The sequence below is a fragment of the Lysobacter sp. A421 genome, from assembly GCF_054052145.1.
Map to the genome: position 1 here is coordinate 1,185,982 of NZ_JBSVRL010000001.1, position 22,918 is coordinate 1,208,899.

Consider the following 22,918-nt stretch of genomic DNA (forward strand, 5'->3'; position numbering starts at 1 on the left):
GACGGGTGCAGCCGGATCACGGCTATCATCGGCAGGCCGTTTCCGGTTGGCCTGGGGAAGAAGATGCCGCACACGACACCATCCATTGGCGCGGGTCTGCGCGCAGCCCGGGCTCGACTGACTGGTACTCGACCAACTGAGGCGCGACCGACTGGAGCAGGGCCGGCCGGCTCGCAGCTGGCATCGACCATTCTGCTGGCGTTGTTCGTGCTGGTCGCGGCGTTGTCGCTGCGTGGCAACCGGCCGCCGGCTCCGCTTGGCATGGATGCGCCACCCGAGGCATTCTCGGCCGCGCGGGCAAAACAGGTGCTGGTCCGCATCCTCGGCGATGAACGCCCCCACCCAACCGGCAGCCCCGCCAACGCCGCGGTGCGCGACCGCATAGTGGCCGAGTTCGCACGGCTGGGGATCGATGCCGAAGTCCAGCGTCGCTTTGCTTGCGGCGGCAACACCTGCGCGACGGTCGACAACGTCGTCGCCAGGCTGGCGGGTGCGAGTGCCGAGGACGCGGTATTGCTGTCGGCCCATTACGACTCGGTGGCCGCCGGGCCGGGTGCCTCCGACGATGGCGCCGGGGTCGCGGCGATCATCGAGGTCGCACGTGCGTTGCAGGCCGGCCCGCCATTGCCGCGGGATGTCTGGCTGCTGGCCAACGATGGCGAGGAGCTGGGCCTGATCGGCGCGGAAGCCTTCGCGCGCGAACCGGAGTTCAAGCACATCCGCTCGGCGGTGAACCTGGAGGCTCGCGGCACCACCGGTGCGAGCCTGCTGATCGAGACCCAGCCGGGCAACTCCGCAATCGTCTCGACCGTGCGTCGTGCGCTGTCGCGACCGGGCAGTTCATCGCTGGACTACGAGATCTACAAGACCCTGCCCAACGACACCGACTTCACCGTCTACCGGCGCGAGGGTCTGGTCGGGGTCAACTTCGCCTGGGCCCGGGGCGCAGCGCGATACCACACGCCACTGGATGACATCGCCCACCTGGATCCCGGGTCGTTGCAGCAACATGGCGACAACGCACTGGCCATGGCGCGCGCGCTGGCCAGTGCCACAGTTCCGCTGAAATCCAGTCACGACGCGGTGTTCTTCAACGTGTTCGGGGCCGCGCTGGCCGGCTGGCCGGTCACCTGGAATGTCTGGCTGTTGGTACTGGGCCTGGCCGCCTGGCTGGCTCTGGTAGTGCGGCTGCTCCGCGACGGTACGGTTCGGGTCTTGCCGCTTATTGGTGCCGGAGCCGGCATGTTCGCCGGACTGACCATGTTGGGCGGAATCGGCTGGGCGATCCACTCGGTGATGCAGGCATTGGGGGCGATGCCGGCGGCATGGACGGCCCAGGGCGGCATGCTGGTTGCGACCTTCGTGTTGCTGGCCCTGCCAGTGACCCTGCTGGCGGGATGGCTGCTCCAGCGATGGTGCGGCGAGGCGACCGCTGCCGCCGCGAGCTTGCTTCCTTTTGCGGCCATCGCGATCGCCGCCGTGATGGCGATGCCCGGCGCCAGTCACATGGGGCTGTTGCCGCTGTTGGCCGGCGCACTGTGTGGCCACGCCTGGCCTGGGCGTCATCGCGTGTGGGCGGGAGTCGCGGCGGTGGTCGCCGCGGCGTTGTGGTTCCCCTATGCGGTGGACAGCTACAGCGCCATCGGCCATCCGGGCTTGCCGGCAGCGATGCTGCTGACCGGCCTGGTGTTGCTGCCTCTGATACCGGCGTTGAGGTCGCTGGGCCGCGGTGAAGTCGTGCTGGGTGGCGCGGCGTTGTTGGCGACGATTGCATGCGCCGTGCTGGCACTCGCGCGGCCAGCGTTCGATGCCGATGTCCCGCGACCGATGAACCTGGCCTACGTGGGCACCGATTCAGGCGCGCGGGTGTTTCTGCAACCCAGAGCAGACCTGCCCGCCGGCTTCCTGCGGGAGAACGGATTTGCCTCGGAATCGGAGCGCGTCTTGCCGTGGTCGGGCCGGGGCTTCGCGGGTCCCGATGGCCCGGTACTGACGCCACCGGTCCTTGAGTTGGAACAAGACGTCGTGATCGACGGCAAACGCCAGCTGCGGCTCCGCCTGCGTTCCGTCCGGGGCGCGATCGAAGGCGGTCTGGTCCTGCCCGGCAGCGTCGACGTCGCATCGATCCGGGTCCAGGGCCAGGCACTGGCTCCGTCGCGCTGGCACGCGCAGGAAACCACGTGGCGCAAGATCGCGCTGGTCGGCTTGCCGGACGAAGGCGCGACATTCGAGTTCAAGGTCGCTGCCGGCGAACCCGTCACCCTCTACGCCTATGACCGATCGCACGGTGTGCCGGCCGGGCTGGCCGAAGTGGTGCATGCCCGCGACGCGGTCGCCGTGCCATCCGGTCCCGGCGACTCGAGCTGGTCGTGGACCGAGCTGACGCTGGAGGACTAGCGGCGGTCGCCGGCGCCCATGTAGCTCACGTGTCGGCGGCGCGACCGTCGTCACCCGAATACCGGGATTCCACTTTCGCGATTCTCCAGTAAGCGGATGCCGCGAGCCAGGTAAAAACCAGGATGGCCACGATCACATAGCCCAGGTTCTCGATATCCAGGGCCGCGATCCAGCCCAGCAATCCGGAGCTGCCGGGAAACGCTTCCGCTGCCAGACCGATGAGCCCGAGTCCACCGACCAGGAACGCAACGGCGACCGAGATGATGGTGATCGTCAGGTTGTAATAGACCTTGCGTACCGGCGAGGCGAACGCCCATGCGTAGGCGTGATGCATGATCACGCCATCGAGCGTGTCGACGAGGGTCATGCCGGCCGTGAACAGGATGGGCAACACCAGCACCACGTACCACGGCGCGGTGAGAGCGGCCGTACCACCAATCACGAACAGCGCAATCGTCGTGGCGGTATCGAAGCCGAGCCCAAACAGAAGCCCCACCACGTACATCTTCCACGGCTTGTCCACACGGCGCGCGACCGGACCGAGAATCCGGTTGAGCACACCGCGGTTTGTCAGCAGGCGTTCGAGTTCGGCCTCGTCGAGTTGCTGGCGGTGCATGCTACGGAACACCCGCCAGATTCCCTGCAGCGATACCAGGTTGATGAGGCCGATCAGCAACAGGAACACGCCGGAAACGAGCACGCCCCACACGCTGGCGATCGAGGTCAGTGTCGAGTGCTCAAGCGTGATCTGGCTGGCGAGCACATTGAGTCCCGCCACCAGCAGCAAGACCGTGACGACGACGACGGTGGAATGCCCGAGTGCGAACCAGAAGCCAACCGTGACCGGGTGCTGGCCGTCCTCCGCGACGAGTTTGCGTGTGGTGTTGTCGATCGCCGCGATGTGGTCGGGGTCGAAACCGTGTCTCAGCCCCAGCGTGAACGCGGTAACCGCCAGGCCGGTCCCGAACACCACCTGCCCACCCATGATGTAGTCGCCGGGCAGGACCACCAGGAAGAAGGCGCCCCAGCCGAGGATAAAAAGCGCTGCGTTGACGACACCCATCCCGATCAATGCCGTGAGTTTGCTGGATGTGGGCGGCACCGATCGCATGACGAAAGCTCCCTGGCAGTTCCGGCAAGGCCGGAGCGTCGTTACCGGTGTAGGTGCGTATGGCCGCCGTGTTCGTGACTGTGAACGTGCCCGCCGTCCTCGCTGGCGTGATGGTGCGGTGCCATGGGGCCGGGGTCGCTTGGCGAGTGGGTGCCGTTGACAAACGCGGTGTGAAGCTGCCTGACCCAGTCGCACAGCTGCTTGTCGGTTTCGCGGCGATTCTTCGAATGCGCGAGAACCGGCCTGTCGTCACGCGCGGCCCGCGCATCTTTCAGCATCTGCTCGACATCGACATCGACGTACTCGGCCAGGTCGACCTTGTTGACGACCAGAAGGTCGGCGCGGGCAATGCCAGGCCCGCCCTTGCGTGCGACATCACCGCCGCCGGCCACGTCGAGGACGAACAACTGCGCATCAACCAGCGCGGGGGAGAACGTTGCGGTGAGATTGTCGCCACCACTTTCGACCAGGACGATGTCGAGCGGAGCGAAGTCCTTCTCGAGATCTTCCACGGCCAGCAGATTCATGGTTACGTCGTCGCGAATGGCGGTGTGCGGGCAGGACCCGGTCTCGACCGCACGGATCCGCTCAATGGGCAGCACTCCGGCCGAGCGCAGGAACCGGGCGTCCTCGTCGGTGTAGATGTCATTGGTGATCACGCCAATGCGGAATTCCGCATTCAAGTTGCGGCACAGCGTTGCGATGACGGTGCTTTTGCCGGTGCCGACCGGACCGGCGACGCCGAGGCGCAGCGAGCGGGTTCGCGTGGTGTTCCGGGGATCAGTCAAGACAGTCTCCAGTGGCCGATGCGGTGGCCGGTGCCCACGGCTCCCCCAGCAGCGTAACACCGTGGTCGAGCTGCCGGCGCAGCCCAAGCGTGTCGTCCGCCAGCGCACTCACCAGGACGCCGGGACCTTCGAGGGACAGCAACGCCGCGTCATGCCCCAGCACGCGCGTGCCGGGTGTGCGGGTGTGCCATGCGGGGTCAACGACAAGCACGCTGCCGATGCATTTGCGTGCCCCCAGCACGGCGGAGCTTCGCCATCCTTTCGCTGCCGGGCCGAGGACAAGCTGTTGTTGAAACAGCGAACGACCGGCTCGAATCACGCGCACGTGCTGGGTCAGATGCCCGGGCTGCTCCCGGTGGCGCCCGAGCAACAGCTCCTCGCGCAGGAACAGGCGTGCGTCGGCGGCGAGCGTGATGTCGATCTCATGCAGATGATCACACCCGCGTGCGGCGATGACCGGCTCCGGCAGCCACAAGAACGTTGCACCCTCATCGACCCTGACGGTGATACGCATGTGTGAGCGCCCCCTCCGCGCGCCCGGAAGCAGCAGCGTGGCCGAGATCTCGTTCAGGACCAACGTGCTGCCCGCGCCAACGTGGATGTCCAGCGTGAAATCGTCGCCCCCCAGGGGGCCGGCGGCGCTGGTGGCCAACGACACCCGCGCGATGCCGGTCATGCGATGAACCAGCGGTTCGCGGCCTTTCGGCAGCGTCGGTCGCAGCATGAGGGGGGCGTGGGACCGCAGCACGCGAACGCGGCTCACTGCGCGGCCGTTGTCGCTCACGACCCGCTCGGTCGCCAGCGATGCACGCGCGATCATCGTGGTTGCGCTGCGGGCTGCCGGCTCAGGAGGCAAACAACCGCACCTTCCAGCGGTGGTGATGTTCGGCGGCGATGTCCAGCAAGGGTGAGCCCATCGCCGGCAATTCCATGGGCGGCGTCCGCGCATGGCTGGCCGCCTGTGCGGTCAACTCGTCGAGAAAATCTGTCAGCCGCACGAGTGCCGCGTGTACGGCAAACGGGTCCAGGCTGAGCACCTTCACGGCTGCCGAGGCAGGCCCGGCAACCGCATCGTGCAGCACGACCTGGGCGGCATCACGGGCACCAAGCCCCAGCGCAGCCGCTGCAACCCCGTAGACGACCGGTTGGTGTGGACGCCCCTGCAGGCCCTCGAACAAAACGTGCGGATGGATGCTCGAGGCCGCCCGCAGCAACTGGCGACCCAGTGCGCGCGAAACGGCGCGTGCCGTGGGCGATGGCATGCGGGCATCCAGTTCGATGTCCAGTTCCTTCAGCAGGAGCGCATTGCCCGCGCGGGCAGCCTCGCATGCAGCGGCCGCAAACGACGCGGCGACCAGGCCGGTGGTCGCCGCCCGGCCCTCCAGGAAGCGTTCCACGTCGGCGGCGTCCTTCAAGTCCTGCATATGGACGATCGGCTCGAGACCGCCGGAATGTGCGTAGCCGCCGGCGGGCAACCGTCCATCGGCGAGCAGCAGCAGGGCAGCCCTGGACGGCATCCTGGCCGCGTCAGAACAGGAAGTAGCGCTGCGCCATCGGCAGCTCGGTGGCGGGCTCGTGCTCGATCAACTCGCCGTCCACCCTGACCGCATAGGTGTCGGGATCGACTTCGATGTGCGGCAAGGCCGTGTTCTCAGGCAGGTCCTTCTTCGTGCGTCCCCGGCAATTCTCGATCGCAACCAGCGGACGGTCGATGTTCAAGCGGCCAGCGAGGCCGTCGTCGATGGCCACCTGGGATACGAACGCGACACTGGTGGACGCGGCGGCGCGGGTATGCACGTTGAACCCGAGCCGTTCGAGCACGGGCTGAGGCGTGGGGATCGACGCATTGGGGTCGCCGAGGGCGGCGACGGCCGCCATGCCGCCCTTGAACACCAGTGCCGGCCGCACACCGAACAGAGCCGGCTGCCACAGCACCAGGTCGGCCATTTTTCCCACTTCCACCGAACCGATATGTTTCTCCAGCCCGTGTGCGATGGCAGGGCAGATGGTGTACTTGGCGACGTAGCGGCGTGCCCGGTGGTTGTCGGCACGGCCATCGCCGGACAGGCTGCCGCGGATCTTCTTCATCCGGTGCGCCGTCTGCCAGGTGCGGATCACAACCTCGCCAATGCGGCCCATCGCCTGCGCGTCGGAGGACATGATCGAAATCGCGCCGAGGTCATTCAGGACATCCTCCGCGGCGATCGTGCCGGCACGGACGCGACTTTCGGCAAACGCCAGGTCGTTGGGCACCTGCGGATTCAGGTGATGGGCAACCATCACCATGTCCAGATGCTCGTCCATCGTGTTGTGCGTGAACGGACGGGTGGGATTGGTCGAAGCCGGCAGCACGTTGGGCTCACCCGCAATGCGGATGATGTCCGGCGCGTGGCCGCCACCCGCGCCCTCGGTATGGAACGAGTGGAAGGTGCGCCCCGCCACCGCCTCCAGCAGGTCTTCGACGAAGCCCGCTTCATTGAGGGTGTCGGAGTGGATCGCGACCTGGACGCCGGATTCATCCGCCACCGACAACGCCACGTCGATGGCCGCCGGTGTGGCGCCCCAGTCCTCGTGGACCTTGAATCCGCCGACACCGCCGCGCAGTTGTTCCCACAGGGCCTCGCGCGAAACGGTGTTGCCACGGCCGAGAAACAACACATTGAGGGGCCACGGATCGAAGCCTTCCAGCATCCGCTGCATCCACCACGACCCGGGCGTGGCCAGTGTGGCCTTGGAACCTTCGGTCGGCCCGGTGCCGCCGCCGACCACCGTGGTGGTTCCGGAGGCGAGCGCGATCTCCAGCATCTGCGGACCCACGTAGTGGACGTGGGTGTCGACCGCGCCGGCGGTCATGATCAAGCCGTTGCCGGACATGATCTCGGTGCATGGGCCAATCACGAGATCGGGATGCACGCCGTTCATGGTCTCGGGGTTGCCGGCCTTGCCCAGTGCGACGATGCGACCGTCACGGATGCCGACATCGGCCTTGATCACCCCCCAGTGATCGAGGATGACCGCACCGGTTATGACAAGATCCGGCGTGCCCTCGGCGCGGGTCGCACTCGATTGCCCCATGGACTCACGGATGGATTTGCCGCCGCCAAAGACGGCCTCATCGCCACCCGCGCAACGGTCTTCCTCCACCTCGATCACCAGGCTGGTGTCGGCAAGGCGGATGCGGTCGCCCTTGGTGGGGCCATAGGAGGCAACGTACTCGGCGCGTGCAACCCTAGTCATCGAGTTTGCCTCCACAGAGCCCGCGCAGGCCGAGAACAACGCGTTGCCCCTGGATCGGAACAAGCTCCACTTCCTCGACGGCACCGGGTTCGAACCGCACCGAACCGCCCGAGAGCACGTTCAAGCGTTGGCCCCAGGCCACCGACCGGTCGAACTCGAGGGCGGCATTGACCTCGGCGAAGTGGAAATGCGACCCGACCTGTATCGGCCGGTCGGCTCCGTTGACCACCCTGACGGTGGTCACCTCGAGCCCGATATTGATCTCGATGTCGCCCTCCCCCAGCAGCACCTCGCCGGGGATCAGCGGATCGGATTCTTTCAGTTCACTTGCCGACTCGCGCCGTGGCGCCTGCCGCTCGCCGGTACCCGGGCGGCGCGGCTCGCTTGGCCCGCAGATGCCCGACGACCGGGTCGGACCTTCGGATTCCGACTGGCCTTCCGGATAATCCCGGCCCGGGTCGTCGGAGGCGTGTCGTGGCTCGTCTTGGTTGGCGGGCCGGAAGTCCGGATTCTCGAACGGGTTGGAGGTCTTCATCCCACCGGATCCGTTACGGTGACCAGCTTGGTGCCGTCCGGGAATGTCGCCTCCACCTGGACCTGCGCCAGCATCGCGGGCACGCCCTCCATTACGTCATCGCACCCGAGCACGTTGCGGCCCGACTCCATCAAGTCGGCGACGGTCTCGCCGTTGCGAGCGCCTTCCAGCAGGAACGAGGTGATGACGGCGGTGGTTTCCGGCAGATTCAACTTGAGTCCGCGAGCCTTGCGCTCCAGTGCAAGCTTGCCGGCCAGGTAAATCATGAGCCGTTCTTGTTCGTGCATACTCAGGAACATCGAACCCTCCCACGCGCAGGCCACGAAAAGCACACGCCGCACTGCGAACAGGTGGCGTGACTTCAGGCCCTCGGTATAACCACAGCCGCGTTAAAGGTACGTCGTCGACGTCCTGCCCCAGCTGACCGTTACTCACTGCCCCGCAGGCGCAGGGTCAATCCCTTGAGGAAATTGCGCAGCACCTGGTCTCCGCAACGACGGAAATGCTTGTGGTCGGCCTGGCGGAACAATGCGGTCAACTCCGGCTTCGAGATCGGGAAGCCGGCGGCGTCGAAGACCTGGTGCATGTCGACGTCCTTGAGCTGGAAGGCGACACGCAGCTTCTTCAGGACGATGTTGTTGGTGATCCGCTTTTCCACCGGCCGTGGCGGCAGGCTCTCGTCGCGACCGCGACAGTGCAGTACCAGCCCGTCCAGGAAGTGCGCGAGGACGTCGTCGGGACACTCGATGAAGTCCGCGTCCTCGTCCTTCTTCAGGAACGCCTGCACATCCAGCTTCTCGATCGGGAAATCAGGATCGGCCAGCCTGGTGATCTCCACCACCTTGATGTCGCTCAGGTCGAGCATGAAACGGATACTGCGCAGTACGTCGTTGTTGATCATGGTGTCTCCGCGAGCAGCAACCGCTCGATCAGGGCCAAATATAGTCCGGGCAAGGCTTCCAGGTCCGCCACGCTCACGTGCTCATCGACCTGGTGGATACTGGCGTTGACCGGACCGACCTCGATGCACTGGGTGCCCAGGGTCGCGATAAAACGCGCATCGGACGTGCCACCACCGGTGCTTTCTTCCGGTGCGGTGCCGGTGAAGCCGGCCAGCACGTCACGCGCGGCGGCACGCAGCGGGCCTTCGGGGGTATGGAACGGCTCGCCGCTGCGATGCCAGTGAATCGTGTAATCCAGCGCGTGGGCCCGCAGTACCGCCTCGCATTCACTCTCCAGCTGCGCGGCGCTCCAGGTCGGGTTGTAGCGCAGGTTGAACTGGACCTGCAGCTCGCCGGGAATCACGTTGCTCGCGCCGGTGCCGGCCTGCAGGTTGCTGACCTGAAAACTGGTCGGCGGGAACGATTGGTAACCGTCGTCCCAGACCCGCGCGGCCAGCTCGGCCAGCGCCGGCAGCGCCTGGTGGATTGGATTGCGCGCCTTGTCGGGATAGGCCACGTGGCCTTGCACGCCGCGCATGGCCACGGTGCCGGTCAGGCTACCCCGACGCCCCACGCGCAACAGGTCCCCCAGTACCGCGGTGGATGACGGCTCGCCGGTGATGCACCAGTCGATGCGCTCATCGCGCCCGCGGAAGGTCTCGGTCACCCGGCGTACGCCGTCGATCGCATCGCCTTCCTCGTCGGAGGTCAACAGCAATGCGATGCGGCCGGGGTGACCGGGATGGGCGGCGACGAACTGCTCGGCGGCGACGACAAACGCGGCCACGCTGCCTTTCATGTCGGCGGCGCCGCGCCCGTACAGGACGCCGTTGCGGATCTCCGGTACGAATGGATCACTGGACCAATCTTCCCGCGGCCCGGTCGGGACCACGTCGGTGTGGCCCAGCAACAGCAGGGTGGGCGCGGCCGGATCACCGTGGGTCGCGTACAGGTTCTCGACGGCGCCAAAACGAAACGATTCGCATACGAACCCGGCCCTCGCCAGTCGCGAGGCAACCAGCACTTGGCATCCGCCGTCATGCGGTGTGACGGAAGGCCGCGAGATCAACTCGCAGGCAAGATCGACAACATCGCTCACGGGTCGATCCCGAACCGCGCCTTGAAGCCGTTGTCGCTGAAGCGCTGGCTGACTTGGCCGTCATCGGTGACCACCACCGGGCGCCGGATCAACTGCGGGTATTCCTTCAGCAGCAGCTTCCACTCGGCGTCGGAACCGGGGGCCTTGCGGCTATCGGGCAGCTGGCGCCAGGTGGTCGAGGACTTGTTGATCATCGCGTCCCAGCCGCCCAACTGCTCCTTCCATTCGAGCAGCGTCTCCGGCGCCTGGCGCTGGTCGCGGTAATCGACGAACGCATGCTCGATACCGAAGCGGTCGAGCCATTTGCGCGCCTTGCGGCATGTGTCGCAGTTGGTGAGGCCGTAGACAGTGGTCATGTTGGTCATTTCCGTTGTTCGCGATCCAGCTAATCCGCCAGCCCGCGCAACAATTCGTTGATGCTGGTCTTGGAGCGGGTCCTGGCGTCGACCTGTTTGACGATCACCGCGCAGTACAGCGAGTGCGAACCGTCCTTCGACGGCAGCTGCCCCGACACCACCACGCTGTATGGCGGCACCGAACCGTAGCTGATCTCGCCGGTCGCGCGGTGGTAGATGCGGGTGCTCTGACCGAGGAAGACGCCCATCCCGATCACGCTGTGGTGGCCGACGATGAAACCTTCCACCACCTCCGAACGCGCGCCGATGAAGCAGTGATCCTCGATGATCGTCGGCGTCGCCTGCAGCGGCTCCAGCACGCCGCCGATGCCAGCGCCACCGGACAGGTGAACCCCCTTGCCGATCTGGGCACACGAACCCACCGTCGCCCAGGTGTCGACCATGCTGCCCTCGCCCACGTACGCACCGATATTGACGAAACTCGGCATCAGCACCACGTCCTTGCCGATGTGGGCGCCGCGACGAACGATCGCACCGGGCACCACGCGCGCACCGAGTTGGCGGAACGCAGCCTCGTCGAAATCGCCAAAGCGCGCCGGGATCTTGTCCCAGAACGGTGCAGGGTACGACTCCACCACTTCCATGTCCTGGGTGCGGAAATACAACAGCACGGCTTTTTTCAGCCACTCATTGACCTTCCAGCCACCGTCCCCGTCGGGCTCGGCAACGCGGAACTCGCCGTTCTCGAGGCCTTCGATCACCCGCTCCACGACCGGCCGGGTGGAGCCTTCGATTTCCGCCGAGGTCAACGTGGTGCGCCGTGCGAAGGCGCCTTCGATGGTCACCCTCAGCTCATCGGTCGCGGAAATGCCTGGACTCACTGGTGTTCTCCTTCAATGCAGGCGAGCAGCGCAATGCTCAACGCCTCCTGGCGGCCCTCGTCCAACGGCTGGTTGTGGCCGTCGGCATCGGTGGCGGTGATCTGGAAGACGTCCTCGGCGCGGGCGCCAAAGGTCGCGATACGTGCATCGTGCACGCGCAGGTCCTGGTCGCGCAGGGCCTGGGCGACATCGGCGAGCAGGCCGGGCCGGTCGGTGCAGACCAGGCTGAGCGTGCTGCGGCCATCGCCGGTATCGTTGAAACCGATGCTCGGTGGGATCCGGAAATGACGCAGGTGGCGGGGCAAGGTGCGGCGGGCCGGCCGGATATCCTCCAGCGCGCCATCCAATGCCAGCGCGAGGCGGTTGGCCACCGTATCGGCGACCGGTGCATGGCGCGGATCGACCGGCACCACTTCGAAGGTATCGAAGATCGTGTGGTCGGGGCCGTCCAGCACCCTGGCCTGCTGGATCGCCAAGCCGCAGCGGTCCAGCACGGCGACGATCGCCGCAAACAGTCCGTCGCGATCCGGCGAGTGCACGAACACCTCCAGCGCACCGGTGTGGGCGGCCACCGCACGTACCCGGACCCGCGTGCCGCCGCTCGCCAGGCCGCGCAGGGAGGCCGCCTGCCAGGCCAGCTGGTCCGGCCGGCCGCGCTGGAACGACAACGCCGGCATGCGCTCGAACAACTCGGCAACCCCGGCATCATCAATGCCGAACGCGCTCAGCATCGAGTGCACCGCGCGGCGTGTTTCCGCGCTGCGGTCGGCGGCGTCCAGGGGATTCTCCAGGCCGCGTCGCAGCGCCAGCCGGGTAGCGGCATACAGGTCGGCCAGTAACCGGTCCTTCCACGCATTCCACAGCTTCGGCGAGGTGCCGGCGATGTCGGCGCAGGTCAGCAGGTACAAGTGGTCCAGCCGTTCGCGGTCGGCAACTGCGGTGGCGAAGCGGTGGATCACGTCCGGGTCGGCGATGTCCTGCTTCTGCGCGGTCATCGACATCAGCAGATGCTTGCGTACCAGCCATTCGACCAATGCGGTATCGACCTCGGTCAGCTCCATGGCGGTGCAGAACACTCGCGCATCCTCGCCCCCCAACACCGAATGATCACCGCCACGCCCCTTGGCGATGTCGTGGAACAGGGCCGCCAGCAACAGCAGTTCCGGCTTGCGCAATCGTGGCCAGACCTCGTGGGCCAACGCAAAACGGTCACTCGGCCCGCCGGACGCGAACGACGCCAGGTTGCGCAGCACCGCAAGGGTGTGCTGGTCGACGGTATAGACATGGAACAGGTCGAACTGCATCCGCCCGGAAACCTGCAGGAATGCCGGAATCCAGCGCCCCAATACGCCCAGCCGCGCCATCCGGGTCAGCGTGCGGACCGGTTGCGTGCCACGCAGCAATTTCATGAACTGCTGCCGCAGCGCTGGCGCTGCATGACCGAAATCCGGGAACGTCGGCAGCGCCTCGGCCAACGCCCGCGCAGTATGCGAATGCAGGCCGCTCAACTCACCGCGCGCGGCCCAGGTCGCGAACAACGCAAACACCTGCTCGGGGGTGTGCGGCCACTCGGGGTCGCGCGCGGCGAGGTAGCCCCGGCGTAATTCGAACAGGTCATCCAGCGGTTCGGGTTCGGCTTCGCCTTCCAACTGTTCCTCGAAGCGCTGCAGCAGGCGCTCGCCAATGCGCAGCACCAGCGAGGCGTTGCGGTAGAAGCCCTGCATCATCTGCTCGACCGCCAGGGTGCCGCCCACGTCCTCGAAACCCAGGCGGGTCGCCAGCAACTTCTGGTAGTCGAAACGCAACCGCTCTTCGCGCTTGCCGGCCACCAGGTGCAAGCCGTAGCGCAGCCGCGCCAGCGCACGTCGCTCGCGCTCCAGGGTGGCGACCTCGTCGGCGCCAAGCTGGCCAAAGGCGACCAGCGACTCCATGTCGGCGGTACCAATGATCCGCAGCGCCATCCAGTTCAGGGTCTGCACGTCGCGCAAACCACCCGGGCCTTCCTTGAGGTTGGGCTCCAGGTTGTCGGCGGTGTCGTCGAAACGCTCATGACGCTCGCGCAACTCGGCGCGCTTGGCTTCGAAGAACTGCTGCGGTGGCCACACCAGCCGGGGCGATACCGCGCCTTGCAACTCGCGGCGCTCATGCTCGTTGGCGGCCAGCGGGCGCGCCTCCAGCAACGCCGTCAACACGGTGATGTCCTCGATCGAGGCCTCGGTGCATTGCTCAAGCGAACGCGTGCCATGGCCGACCGGCAGCCCGGAATCCCACAGCAAGGCAAAGAACCGGGCCAGCGAATCGGCGTGGGCCCGGGACGCCGCCGGCTCAGCCATCACCAGCAGGTCGATATCCGATTGCGGGTACAACTCGCCACGGCCGTAGCCGCCCACGGCGAACAACGCCAGCTCCGCGTCCGCGGGGATGCTCCGCTGCCACGCCGCCTGCACCACGACATCCACCGCCGCCGCACGCTCGGCCAGCAACCGGTCGATGTCGGCATCAGCGTCGAAACGGGCCGCAAAACCGGCGTCATGCACGGCCAACTCATCACGGGCACTGGCCGCCCATGTCGCATCCTGTTGTCCGCCCTGAATGGCGCCAGGGTCGGGGTCGCTCATAGGTCGTTGTCGTCGCCTGGCACGCGGGTCAGGATCTCCACGCCATCATCGGTGACCAGCACCGTGTGTTCCCATTGCGCTGACAGCGAACGGTCCTTGGTGACCACCGTCCAGCCGTCCGGCAGGACCCGGGTATGGCGCTTGCCGGCATTGATCATCGGCTCGATGGTGAAGGTCATTCCCGCCTCCAGCACCAGCCCTTCGCCCGCACGGCCGTAATGCAGCACCTGCGGCTCGTCGTGATAGACCTTGCCGATGCCGTGGCCGCAGTACTCGCGCACCACGCTGAAGCGCTCGGACTCCGCGTACTGCTGGATCGCATGACCGACGTCCCCCAGGGTCGCACCGGGCTTCACCACCCTGATGCCGCGGAACATCGCCTCGCGGGTGACATCGACCAGGCGCTGGGCCAGCACCGAAGGGGTCCCGACGATATACATGCGACTGGTGTCGCCATGCCACCCGTCCTTGATCACGGTGACGTCGATATTGACGATATCGCCGTCCTTGAGCACCTTGGCCTCGTTGGGGATGCCGTGGCAGATGACGTTGTTCACCGAGGTGCAGACGGTCTTGGGAAAGCCCTTGTAACCAACGTTGGCCGGGGTCGCCTTCTGCACATTGATGATGTGGTCGTGGCAGATGCGATCAAGTTCCTCGGTGGTCACGCCCGGCTTCACATGCGGGGCGACAACCTGCAGGACTTCAGCGGCCAGACGGCCGGCGATACGCATCTTCTCGATGTCTTCGGGGGTTTTTATATTGACTGGCATCCGGACATTATCGCCCATCTGCCTGCGTTATATGAGCCCTTGCCCGTTGCGGGTCTTGGGAAGGCGCTTGACCGAGCTATTGGCGCTTCGCGACGGACCTGTCGGGACCGAAACGAGCCGGCAATTGCGTACCGCAGTCGGCAACCCCTATACTTGCCCGGATCACCACGGCGCTGCCTTGGCGATTCGCCCACGCCGGGCGTCACCGGCGAATACACACCTGCTGTCAAAGCCCGTGCCGGGGTGCTTCAAGGCTTGTTGCCTCGAGGTTCGGTCACGGAGGCAGCGGGGAAGTCCAACCCCGGAATCCTTGCCTCGGTTCACGCCGAGACAGCCGCCCCACCCTATCCGGCGGCCGGATTCCCTTATCGGAGTTACACCAATGCCCCAGATCACGATGCGCCAGATGCTGGAAGCCGGCGTCCATTTCGGCCACCAGACCCGTTACTGGAACCCGAAGATGAGCCCGTACATCTTCGGTGCGCGCGGCAAGATCCACATCATCAACCTCGAGAAGACCGTCCCGTTGTTCAACGACGCGATGAACTTCATCTCCGGCGTCGCCCAGAAGCGCGGCGTCATCCTGTTCCTGGGCACCAAGCGCAGCGCCCGCGAATCGATCAAGGAAGAAGCCGAGCGTTGCGGCATGCCGTACATGACCCAGCGCTGGCTCGGCGGCACCCTGACCAACTTCGCCACGGTGAAGAAGTCGGTGGCGCGCCTGAAAGAGCTGGAAGCGGCCGAGACCGATGGCACCTTCGAGAAGCTGGTCAAGCACGAAGTGCTCGGCCTGCAGCGCGAGCGCGACAAGAAGCTGGCCTCGCTCGGCGGGATCAAGGAAATGAACCGCCTGCCCGACGCGATCTTCGTGATCGACATCGGCCATGAGGACATCGCGATCAAGGAGGCCAAGAAGCTCGGCATCCCGGTCATCGCCGTGGTCGATACCAACTACGACCCCACCCTGGTCGATTACGCGATCCCGGGCAACGACGACGCCATCCGCGCCGTGCAGTTGTACGCCCGTGCCGCTGCCGACGCGGTGCTGGAAGGCAAGGCGGCTGCGCCGTCGGCTGCCAGCGTGCGCGAGGAAGACTTCATCGAGGGTGGCACCGACAAGGCGCCACGCCGCGCTCCGGCCAAGAAGGCGGCAGCACCGAAGGCTGCTGCGGAAACCGACGACGCGCCGAAAGCCGCTGATGCAGAAGTGAAGGCCGATACCGCCGAAGCTGAAGACGTTGCGCCTGCAACCGACGCCAAGGCAGCCGAAGACCAGCCGGCCAGCGATACGCCCGCCACGAAGTAAGGCCGCTGTCACGCCGTCGCGCGACACTCGCGCGACGGCTCTATCCCCCCAGAACACCGAGGTAAAACCCCATGGCAGAGATCACAGCCTCCCAGGTCAAGGAGCTGCGCGAGCGTACCGGCGCCGGCATGATGGAGTGCAAAAAAGCCCTCATCGAGAACAATGGCGACATCCAGGCATCCGCGGAATGGCTGCGCAAGCAGGGACTGGCGAAGGCCGACAAGAAGGCCGACCGTGTCGCCGCCGAGGGCCGCGTCGCCGCCGCCCAGGCCGATGGCAAGGCGGTACTGGTGGAGATCAATTCCGAGACCGACTTCGTCGCCAAGGATGAGAACTTCATCAACTTCACCGAGACCGTCGCCAACGCCGCCCTGGCGGCCGCCGACATCGACGCCTTGAAGGCCACCAAGCTGGCTTCCGGCGAGACCGTTGACGAGGCCCGTTCGGCGCTCATCGCCAAGGTTGGCGAGAACCTGCAGGTCCGGCGCATGGCCCGTGTCGACAGCGAAAACACGCTTGCCGCGTATGTCCACGGTGGCCGCATCGGCGCGCTGGTCGAGCTGAAGGGCGGCAACCCCGGTTCCGACCTAGACGCTCTCGCCCGCGGCCTGGCCATGCACGTCGCGGCAATGAATCCTCCGTATATCTCGCCGGCCCACGTCCCCGCCGACTTCATCGCCAAGGAGAAGGAAATCGCCCTGGCCCAGGTCAAGGACACCGGCAAGCCGCCGGAAATCCTCGAGAAGATGATCTCCGGCAAGGTCGCCAAAACGATCAACGAGCTGTGCCTGACCGGCCAGGCGTATGTGCTGGACACCAACCAGAGTGTCGAGCAGACGCTCAAGGCTGCCGGTGCCGAAGTGGTCAGCTTCGCCCGCCTCGCCGTTGGCGAAGGCATCGAGAAGCAGGCCGACGACTTCCACGCCGAAGTCATGAAGCAGGCCGGATTGGCTTAAAGCCAACTGCAAGCTTCAGTCATGAAAAACCGCGGGCAACCGCGGTTTTTTTTATGGGCCATGACGCATGGTTCATGCAGCCCACAAGAAAAAGGCCGGCCCCTTCAGGGACCGGCCTTTTTCTTTACTGGCGTGAAGCTACTACACCCTGCGCCTGCAGGATCAGAAATCCACCGAAGCGGTGAACATCACATAGCGCGGGGTCTGCTGCGACAGCGGCATCATGAAGGTGTTGTCGACCGTGTACGGGTCGGTTTCGGCCTGAACCTGCACTTGGGTAACCTTGCGCTCGTTGAGGACGTTGAACACCTGCAGGCCCAAGGCCAGCTTGTGGTCAAACATCGCCGGGCGATAGCTCACCGACAGATCAAGCGGATGGGTCCATGAGGTACGTTCCTCGCCCGGCGTCCGCACCTGGCCGAAGCAGGTGTGGTAGCTGGAGCCATAACCGATGGGATCACCTGCGGTCGAGCTCTCGTCGATGCTGCCATCCGGGCTGTAGTAGCCCAGGCAGCTGATCGGCATGCCGGAGAGGACTCGGAGCTTGCCGCTGACCATCCATTCCGGGGTGATCTCGTAGCTGCCGCGGACCTTCAGCTGATGCCGACGGTCGTTGGCCAGATAACCATCCGAGAACGCCATTATCTCGGCCGCGTCCCAATCCTGGGTCTTGGAGATGTTGTCCTGCCCGAACTCGGACTTCACCTGGCCCTCGTTGTTGCCCTCCAGCTTGCTGTAGGTGTAGTCAACGCGGACTTCCCACTTGCCGTCGAACGGACGCTCCAGATATAGGTCAATCGCCTTGTAGGTGCGCGTGGTTCCCTGTTCGAAGCCCCAATCCGAGCCCGACATCTTGACTTCGGTGCGGCCCGAGCCATCGACGTTTGCCAGGCTGAAGGTATTGGTGCCGCCCGGGTTGAACATGTAGCAGCCGGCGATTTCCACGCTATCGGGATCCAAACCGATCTCTGTCATCTTGGCCGCTATCTTGCCGGAATCACATACGTCATCGATCGAGGACTTCAGGTCACGATAGGTCAGCTTCGCACCATAGGCCCAGCTTTCGCCCCAGGTCTTGTCGAACCCCAGGATGTACTCGTCCTGGTACATGTTCTCCATATCCTTGGGCGCGAATGCCAGCACGTCCACCGGTTCGCCATACTCGCCGTTGGCCGACACGGGGCCCGGAGGCGGCGCGCCATCGACACCCGGAACCTCAGTCAGGCCGGTTGGATTGCCGTACTGATCGATGCCCGTGTAGGTGTAATACTGGCGGGTGTATGTCGAAGCCGAAGCGCCACGGATCGCCACGTTGTTCGGCATGGCCAGGAAGTAGCGGCCGGCGTTGGCGAACAGCTTGAACGAGGAATCACCGAACACGTCCCAGCTGGCACCCAGGCGCGGAGCCCACTGATTCTTGGCGTCCATGTAGACCTCACCGACGTTGTTCGAGTTGGTGAACTGGTCGTTGCGGATACCCACGGAAAGCAGGAAGTTGTCGGTCATCTGCCAGCGGTCTTCCAGGAACCAGGCTTTCTGGTCCAGGGTCATGCTGGTGGAGTCGAAGTAGACGAGGCTGTTGACGTAGTAGCCATCCGGGTTGGCCGCCGACACCGGACTGCCGACACCCAGCGCAGGAACGATGTTGCCGGCCGCTTTGCTGTATTGCCAGGACGGATTGATCTGCGCGTTGCCTTCGTTCTCGGCCTCCGTCTTCAGGTTGTCGATACCCACGGTCAGGGTATGGTCGCCGACCAGCCATTCCAGATCCGCACGCAGGCCACTGGTGTTGTCGCGGCCATCGCGGCCACGGTAGCCCTTGATGTCGTTGTTAATCGGATCACCTCCGGTGATCCTCGGGTCCTGGTTGATGGTGCCAAACAGATACGCTTGACCCGGAACGCTGTAGACCAAACTCTGGTTCAGGAAATCAGCTTGGCCGTATGTGGCATTCAGCGTCAGGCTGTCGGTCAGATAGCCCGTGTACTTGAAGATCGAGAAATCGCTGCGCGTCCGCAGTTCCGTCGGATACGCATTCGAGAGCTGGGCACCTTCGGTACCAGTGTCAAAATCGTACTCGTAAAGACGGCCTTTCCTGCGGTTATCCTCATGCATGTAGGAATATTCCAGCAGATGGTTGTCACTGATGTTCCAGTTGAGCTTGGCGTAGATCTTCGGATCTGTCCTGATGTTGTGCGTGCTGCTGGTACCGCCCGATTCCGGAGTGGTGTTGGTATTCCTCTCCTCCCACTCGGCCGCCACGAAGGCAAACAGACGGTCCTTGATCAGCGGACCGCTGATGTAACCGCTCATGGTATAGCGCCAATCCTCGTCCTCGCTGTCCCGGCTGTACAGGGTGCCTGCCGAACCGGGATCGCCATAAGCGTACTGGTACGTCTCATCGGTATAGACGACGTCGCCATTCGCATCCGTGACGATATCGCCGGCTGCGTCGCGCTCCGGCATGAGCGGGATATTCGGATTGGAATTGGCTTCGGAGAAATCCAGGTCCGGATAATAGATATCCCTCTGATCTGAACGTGAAGCCTTTGGAGTCCAGGTGACCTGGCCACCGAAGTGAACCTCGTTGGTGCCGCTCTTGCCGACCTGGTTGATCACGCCGCCGTCGGAGCGACCGTACTGGGCGCTATAGCCGCCAGTGTAGGTTTCCTGCTGGGCGATGGAGTTGTACGGCATGCTGAAGCCGCCGATGTTGGACAGCGGCTCGCCGGAGAAGTAGCCGTTGATGTAATAGGCATTCTCGGACACGCCAGCGCCGCCGAACGACACGCTGGTACCGAAAAATCCACCGGCACCCGCGTTGGCGCCTGGCGCCAGCAAGGCAATGCTTTCAGCTGAATGCTGGATCGGCAGGCGTGCCAATTGCGCGGCCGTGACAATGGTCCGGGTGTCGAGCGCGGTGATGTCAATCGCCGGAACGTTGGCAGCCGTAACGGTAACGGTCCCCAGGGTCGTCGCACCGCCGCCGGCGAAGGAGACCTCTGCGGTCCTGCCGACGATGACGGTAATGTCCTTGGTTCCCACCGTCTGGCCATTACGCTGCACAGCCACGGTGTAGTCACCGATCGGCAACGAGCCAACGCTGTAGCGACCCGACGCATCGGACGACACGGTTCGACTGAAACCGCTGTTGTTTGAAATGACGATGGTGCTGCCTTCCCCGCCCGCGACAATGCCGCTGATGCCGCCGGAAGTACTCTGGGCCTGCGCGGCACCAGCGAAGCAAAGACCAAGCGCAACGGTCAACGCGCTGCGACGCAAAATACGATGGATAGATGGTTTCGACACGTGGTTACTCCCTCAAACACTGCCAATGGATGGCCCAAACGGGCAGGGCGACTATGGCTTTCCACACCGACCCTTAACAACATATTAATTACCTGATTTGCTGAATTGTGACTTAAGTCACATTTAATAAGCACGTCTCCACCGATACAGCACTTGAAAATAATGTCGTGATGTCGCTCCGTTTTTACCTGCGAGCGCCCCCTTCCAGCCGACTCGACATGAGCAGGCGAGCGGTGCTGTGCTTCCCGTACAATCTCTCTGGTTGCCATTCATCAAGAGGTCTTCATGTCCCAGCTCGCCTATCGCCGCATCCTGTTGAAGCTGTCCGGCGAGGCGTTGATGGGTTGCGAGGACTACGGCATCGACCCGCTGGTGATCCATCGGCTCGCGCGCGAGGTGATGGAGGCGCAGGCCGCCGGAGCGGAGGTCGCGCTGGTGATCGGCGGTGGCAACATCTTCCGCGGCGCGGGATTGGCAGCCGGCGGGATGGACCGGGTCACCGGCGACCAGATGGGCATGCTGGCCACGGTGATCAACGCCCTGGCCATGCAGGACGCGCTGGAGAAGCTCGGCGCCAAGGCCCGGGTAATGAGCGCGATCAAGATCAATGACGTCTGCGAGGACTACATCCGCCGGCGCGCGATCCGCCACCTGGAAAAAGGCCGACTGGTGATCTTTGCCGCCGGCGTCGGTGCACCGTTCTTCACCACCGACTCGGGCGCCGCGTTACGTGCCATCGAGATCGGGGCGGACCTGTTGCTCAAGGCCACCAAGGTCGACGGCGTGTACGACAAGGATCCGAACAAGCATGACGATGCGGTGCGCTACGACAAGCTCACCTATGACGACGTCATCAAGCGCAACCTGCAGGTAATGGACACCGCCGCGTTCGCATTGGCGCGCGACAGCGACCTGCCGCTGCGGATCTTCGACATGAGCCAGCCGGGCGAGTTGCTGAAGATCCTGCGTGGCGAGGACATCGGAACCCTGGTCCAGGGCCGCAGTTGACCCGTTGATCCCCGCACGGCAGTAGCTGCGGCGGTGAAATAGTGTCCACCGCAGCCGCGTGGCAGGATCGGCGCATGCACTCGCACCCGCATTCCCACGCGACCCGGACGTTCGCGGTCATCACCCTGGTCAACCTGGCCTACACGGCGCTGGAGGCCGGGTACGGTTTTGCCACCAATTCACTGGTGCTGCTGTCGGACGCGCTGCACAACCTGGGCGACGTGCTGGGGCTCGGCTTGGCCTGGGGCGCCGCGGTGCTGGCCAAGCGCGCGCCAACCGACACCCACACCTATGGCTGGCGCCGGGCCACCCTGCTCTCGCCACTGGCCAACGCGGTGCTGCTGGTGGCGTTCTCCGGCGCCCTGGGCTGGGAGGCGATCCGCCGCTTTGATGCCCCGCCCGCGGTTCCTGCACTGCCGGTAATGCTGGTGGCGACGCTGGGCATTGCCGTCAACCTGGGCGCGGCCTGGCTGGTGCGCGATGGGCACGAGCACGATCTCAACCGGCGCGGGGCGTTCCTGCACCTGGTGGCGGACGCGGCGGTCTCGCTGGCCGCGGTGCTGGCAGGGGCGGGCATGTGGTGGCTGGGCTGGGCGTGGCTGGACCCGGCCACCGCGCTGCTGGTCGGCGTGGTCGTGGCGCTGGGCGCATTCGGGTTGCTGCGTGAGAGCTTCAACGCGGCGATGGATGCGGTACCGCGTGCAGTGGACCGCGCCGAGGTGCTCGAATTCCTGCGCGGGCAACCCGGGGTAAGTGCGATCCACCACTTGCACATCTGGTCGCTGGGAGCCGGCGAGATCGCGATGACGGCGCACCTGGTACGTCCGGCCAGCGCTGACCACGACCAATTCATCGATGCGCTCAACCACCAGCTGGACCAGCGTTTCGGCATCAACCACCCGACCTTGCAGATCGAGCATGGACAGTCGTGCGAGCACGACCTGCACGATCGTGCGCCGCACGGGCACTGACTACGGCGGCCGGGATGGGGCGGGGTTCGCTATACTTCCGCGATTACCGCACAGCACCGGAGCCGGCGATGCTCAACGAGATCAAGAAAGACGCCCAGACCCGCATGAACAAGAGCATCGATGCGCTGCGCCAGTCCATGACCAAGGTCCGGACCGGCCGCGCATCGACCTCGCTGGTCGACCATTTGAAAGTCAACTACTACGGTTCGGAGATGCCGCTGGGCCAGGTCGCCAGCATCGCCGTCAACGACGCCCGCTCACTCACCATCACCCCGTGGGAAAAGCCCATGGTCGCGGCGGTGGAAAAGGCGATCATCAACTCCGATCTTGGCCTGACACCCAATACCGCCGGCACCGTGATCCGCATCAACCTGCCAGCGCTGACCGAGGAGCGCCGCCGTGACCTGTCCAAGATGGTCCACGGTGAAGGTGAGGATTCCAAGGTCGCGATCCGCAACATCCGCCGCGACGCCAACCAGCAGGTCAAGGAACTGCTGAAGGAAAAGGAAGCCAGCGAAGACGACGTACGGCGGGTCGAAGACGAAATCCAGAAGTTGACCGACACCGCGATCAAGGACGTCGACGACGTGGTCAAGGCCAAGGCACAGGAGTTGATGGCGGTTTGACGAGCG

At 65.0% G+C, this 22,918-nt stretch carries 20 protein-coding genes; 6 read left to right on the forward strand and 14 right to left on the reverse strand.

What is annotated here, in order from left to right:
• The first annotated feature begins 63 nt into the window (after nt 1–63).
• Entirely contained in the window at nt 64–2,397 is a 2,334-nt protein-coding gene (locus tag ACW7G6_RS05375; RefSeq protein ID WP_456979812.1) for a M20/M25/M40 family metallo-hydrolase, read from the forward strand.
• A 25-nt stretch (nt 2,398–2,422) separates the two neighbouring features.
• On the opposite strand, the gene ACW7G6_RS05380 is transcribed toward ACW7G6_RS05375, so the two are convergent.
• From ACW7G6_RS05380 to map, 13 genes are all read right to left on the reverse strand, one after another.
• Complete coding sequence (locus ACW7G6_RS05380; protein WP_456979813.1) at nt 2,423–3,508, reverse strand: HoxN/HupN/NixA family nickel/cobalt transporter; 1,086 nt, start codon at nt 3,506–3,508, stop codon at nt 2,423–2,425.
• A gap of 41 nt (nt 3,509–3,549) precedes the next feature.
• A complete protein-coding gene (gene ureG / locus ACW7G6_RS05385; protein ID WP_456979814.1) occupies nt 3,550–4,296 on the reverse strand; it encodes an urease accessory protein UreG in 747 nt (248 codons plus the stop codon).
• Complete coding sequence (locus tag ACW7G6_RS05390) at nt 4,289–5,116, reverse strand: urease accessory protein UreD (RefSeq protein WP_456979815.1); 828 nt, start codon at nt 5,114–5,116, stop codon at nt 4,289–4,291. Before ACW7G6_RS05390 ends, ureG begins: the two co-directional genes overlap by 8 nt.
• Before the next feature lie 25 nt (nt 5,117–5,141).
• Nucleotides 5,142–5,813 (reverse strand): urease accessory protein UreF, encoded by a 672-nt coding sequence (locus tag ACW7G6_RS05395; protein ID WP_456979816.1) that lies wholly within the window; start codon nt 5,811–5,813, stop codon nt 5,142–5,144.
• Nucleotides 5,814–5,823: 10 nt separating this feature from the next.
• Nucleotides 5,824–7,533, reverse strand: coding sequence for an urease subunit alpha (locus tag ACW7G6_RS05400; RefSeq protein ID WP_456979817.1), 1,710 nt, complete (start codon nt 7,531–7,533; stop codon nt 5,824–5,826).
• On the reverse strand, nt 7,526–8,068 hold the full coding sequence (locus ACW7G6_RS05405; protein ID WP_456979818.1) for an urease subunit beta: 543 nt from the start codon (nt 8,066–8,068) through the stop codon (nt 7,526–7,528). The genes ACW7G6_RS05400 and ACW7G6_RS05405 overlap by 8 nt, the downstream gene beginning before the upstream one ends.
• Nucleotides 8,065–8,367, reverse strand: a complete 303-nt coding sequence (locus tag ACW7G6_RS05410) for an urease subunit gamma (RefSeq protein ID WP_456979819.1) — start codon at nt 8,365–8,367, stop codon at nt 8,065–8,067. Before ACW7G6_RS05410 ends, ACW7G6_RS05405 begins: the two co-directional genes overlap by 4 nt.
• A 128-nt stretch (nt 8,368–8,495) precedes the next feature.
• Nucleotides 8,496–8,969 (reverse strand): DUF1456 family protein, encoded by a 474-nt coding sequence (locus ACW7G6_RS05415; RefSeq protein ID WP_456979820.1) that lies wholly within the window; start codon nt 8,967–8,969, stop codon nt 8,496–8,498.
• Entirely contained in the window at nt 8,966–10,108 is a 1,143-nt protein-coding gene (dapE, locus tag ACW7G6_RS05420) for a succinyl-diaminopimelate desuccinylase (RefSeq protein ID WP_456979821.1), read from the reverse strand. Before dapE ends, ACW7G6_RS05415 begins: the two co-directional genes overlap by 4 nt.
• On the reverse strand, nt 10,105–10,464 hold the full coding sequence (locus ACW7G6_RS05425) for a Spx/MgsR family RNA polymerase-binding regulatory protein (protein ID WP_456979822.1): 360 nt from the start codon (nt 10,462–10,464) through the stop codon (nt 10,105–10,107). Before ACW7G6_RS05425 ends, dapE begins: the two co-directional genes overlap by 4 nt.
• A gap of 29 nt (nt 10,465–10,493) precedes the next feature.
• Nucleotides 10,494–11,345, reverse strand: coding sequence for a 2,3,4,5-tetrahydropyridine-2,6-dicarboxylate N-succinyltransferase (dapD, locus tag ACW7G6_RS05430; RefSeq protein ID WP_456979823.1), 852 nt, complete (start codon nt 11,343–11,345; stop codon nt 10,494–10,496).
• On the reverse strand, nt 11,342–13,963 hold the full coding sequence (glnD, locus tag ACW7G6_RS05435; RefSeq protein ID WP_456979824.1) for a [protein-PII] uridylyltransferase: 2,622 nt from the start codon (nt 13,961–13,963) through the stop codon (nt 11,342–11,344). The genes dapD and glnD overlap by 4 nt, the downstream gene beginning before the upstream one ends.
• Nucleotides 13,960–14,736 carry a type I methionyl aminopeptidase gene (gene map / locus ACW7G6_RS05440; protein ID WP_456979825.1) on the reverse strand — a complete coding sequence of 259 codons (777 nt, stop codon included), beginning with the start codon at nt 14,734–14,736 and terminating at the stop codon, nt 13,960–13,962. Before map ends, glnD begins: the two co-directional genes overlap by 4 nt.
• Before the next feature lie 382 nt (nt 14,737–15,118).
• Between map and rpsB the strand changes: the two genes are divergently transcribed.
• On the forward strand, nt 15,119–16,042 hold the full coding sequence (rpsB, locus tag ACW7G6_RS05445; RefSeq protein WP_456997680.1) for a 30S ribosomal protein S2: 924 nt from the start codon (nt 15,119–15,121) through the stop codon (nt 16,040–16,042).
• A gap of 71 nt (nt 16,043–16,113) precedes the next feature.
• Entirely contained in the window at nt 16,114–16,998 is an 885-nt protein-coding gene (tsf, locus tag ACW7G6_RS05450) for a translation elongation factor Ts (RefSeq protein ID WP_456997681.1), read from the forward strand.
• 162 nt (nt 16,999–17,160) lie between these two features.
• Here the strand turns inward: tsf and ACW7G6_RS05455 are convergent, their stop codons facing one another.
• Nucleotides 17,161–20,307 (reverse strand): TonB-dependent receptor, encoded by a 3,147-nt coding sequence (locus ACW7G6_RS05455; RefSeq protein ID WP_456997682.1) that lies wholly within the window; start codon nt 20,305–20,307, stop codon nt 17,161–17,163.
• A 285-nt stretch (nt 20,308–20,592) separates the two neighbouring features.
• Here ACW7G6_RS05455 and pyrH point away from each other — a divergent pair, with 285 nt between their 5' ends.
• The 3 genes from pyrH (at nt 20,593) to frr (ending at nt 22,912) form a co-directional block, all read left to right on the forward strand.
• The gene (gene pyrH / locus ACW7G6_RS05460) at nt 20,593–21,315 is read left to right on the forward strand and encodes a UMP kinase (protein ID WP_456979829.1); all 723 of its coding nucleotides are present in this window, start codon (nt 20,593–20,595) and stop codon (nt 21,313–21,315) included.
• 74 nt (nt 21,316–21,389) lie between these two features.
• A complete protein-coding gene (locus tag ACW7G6_RS05465; protein WP_456997683.1) occupies nt 21,390–22,286 on the forward strand; it encodes a cation diffusion facilitator family transporter in 897 nt (298 codons plus the stop codon).
• 68 nt (nt 22,287–22,354) lie between these two features.
• Entirely contained in the window at nt 22,355–22,912 is a 558-nt protein-coding gene (gene frr, locus ACW7G6_RS05470) for a ribosome recycling factor (protein ID WP_456979831.1), read from the forward strand.
• Nucleotides 22,913–22,918: the final 6 nt, after the last annotated feature.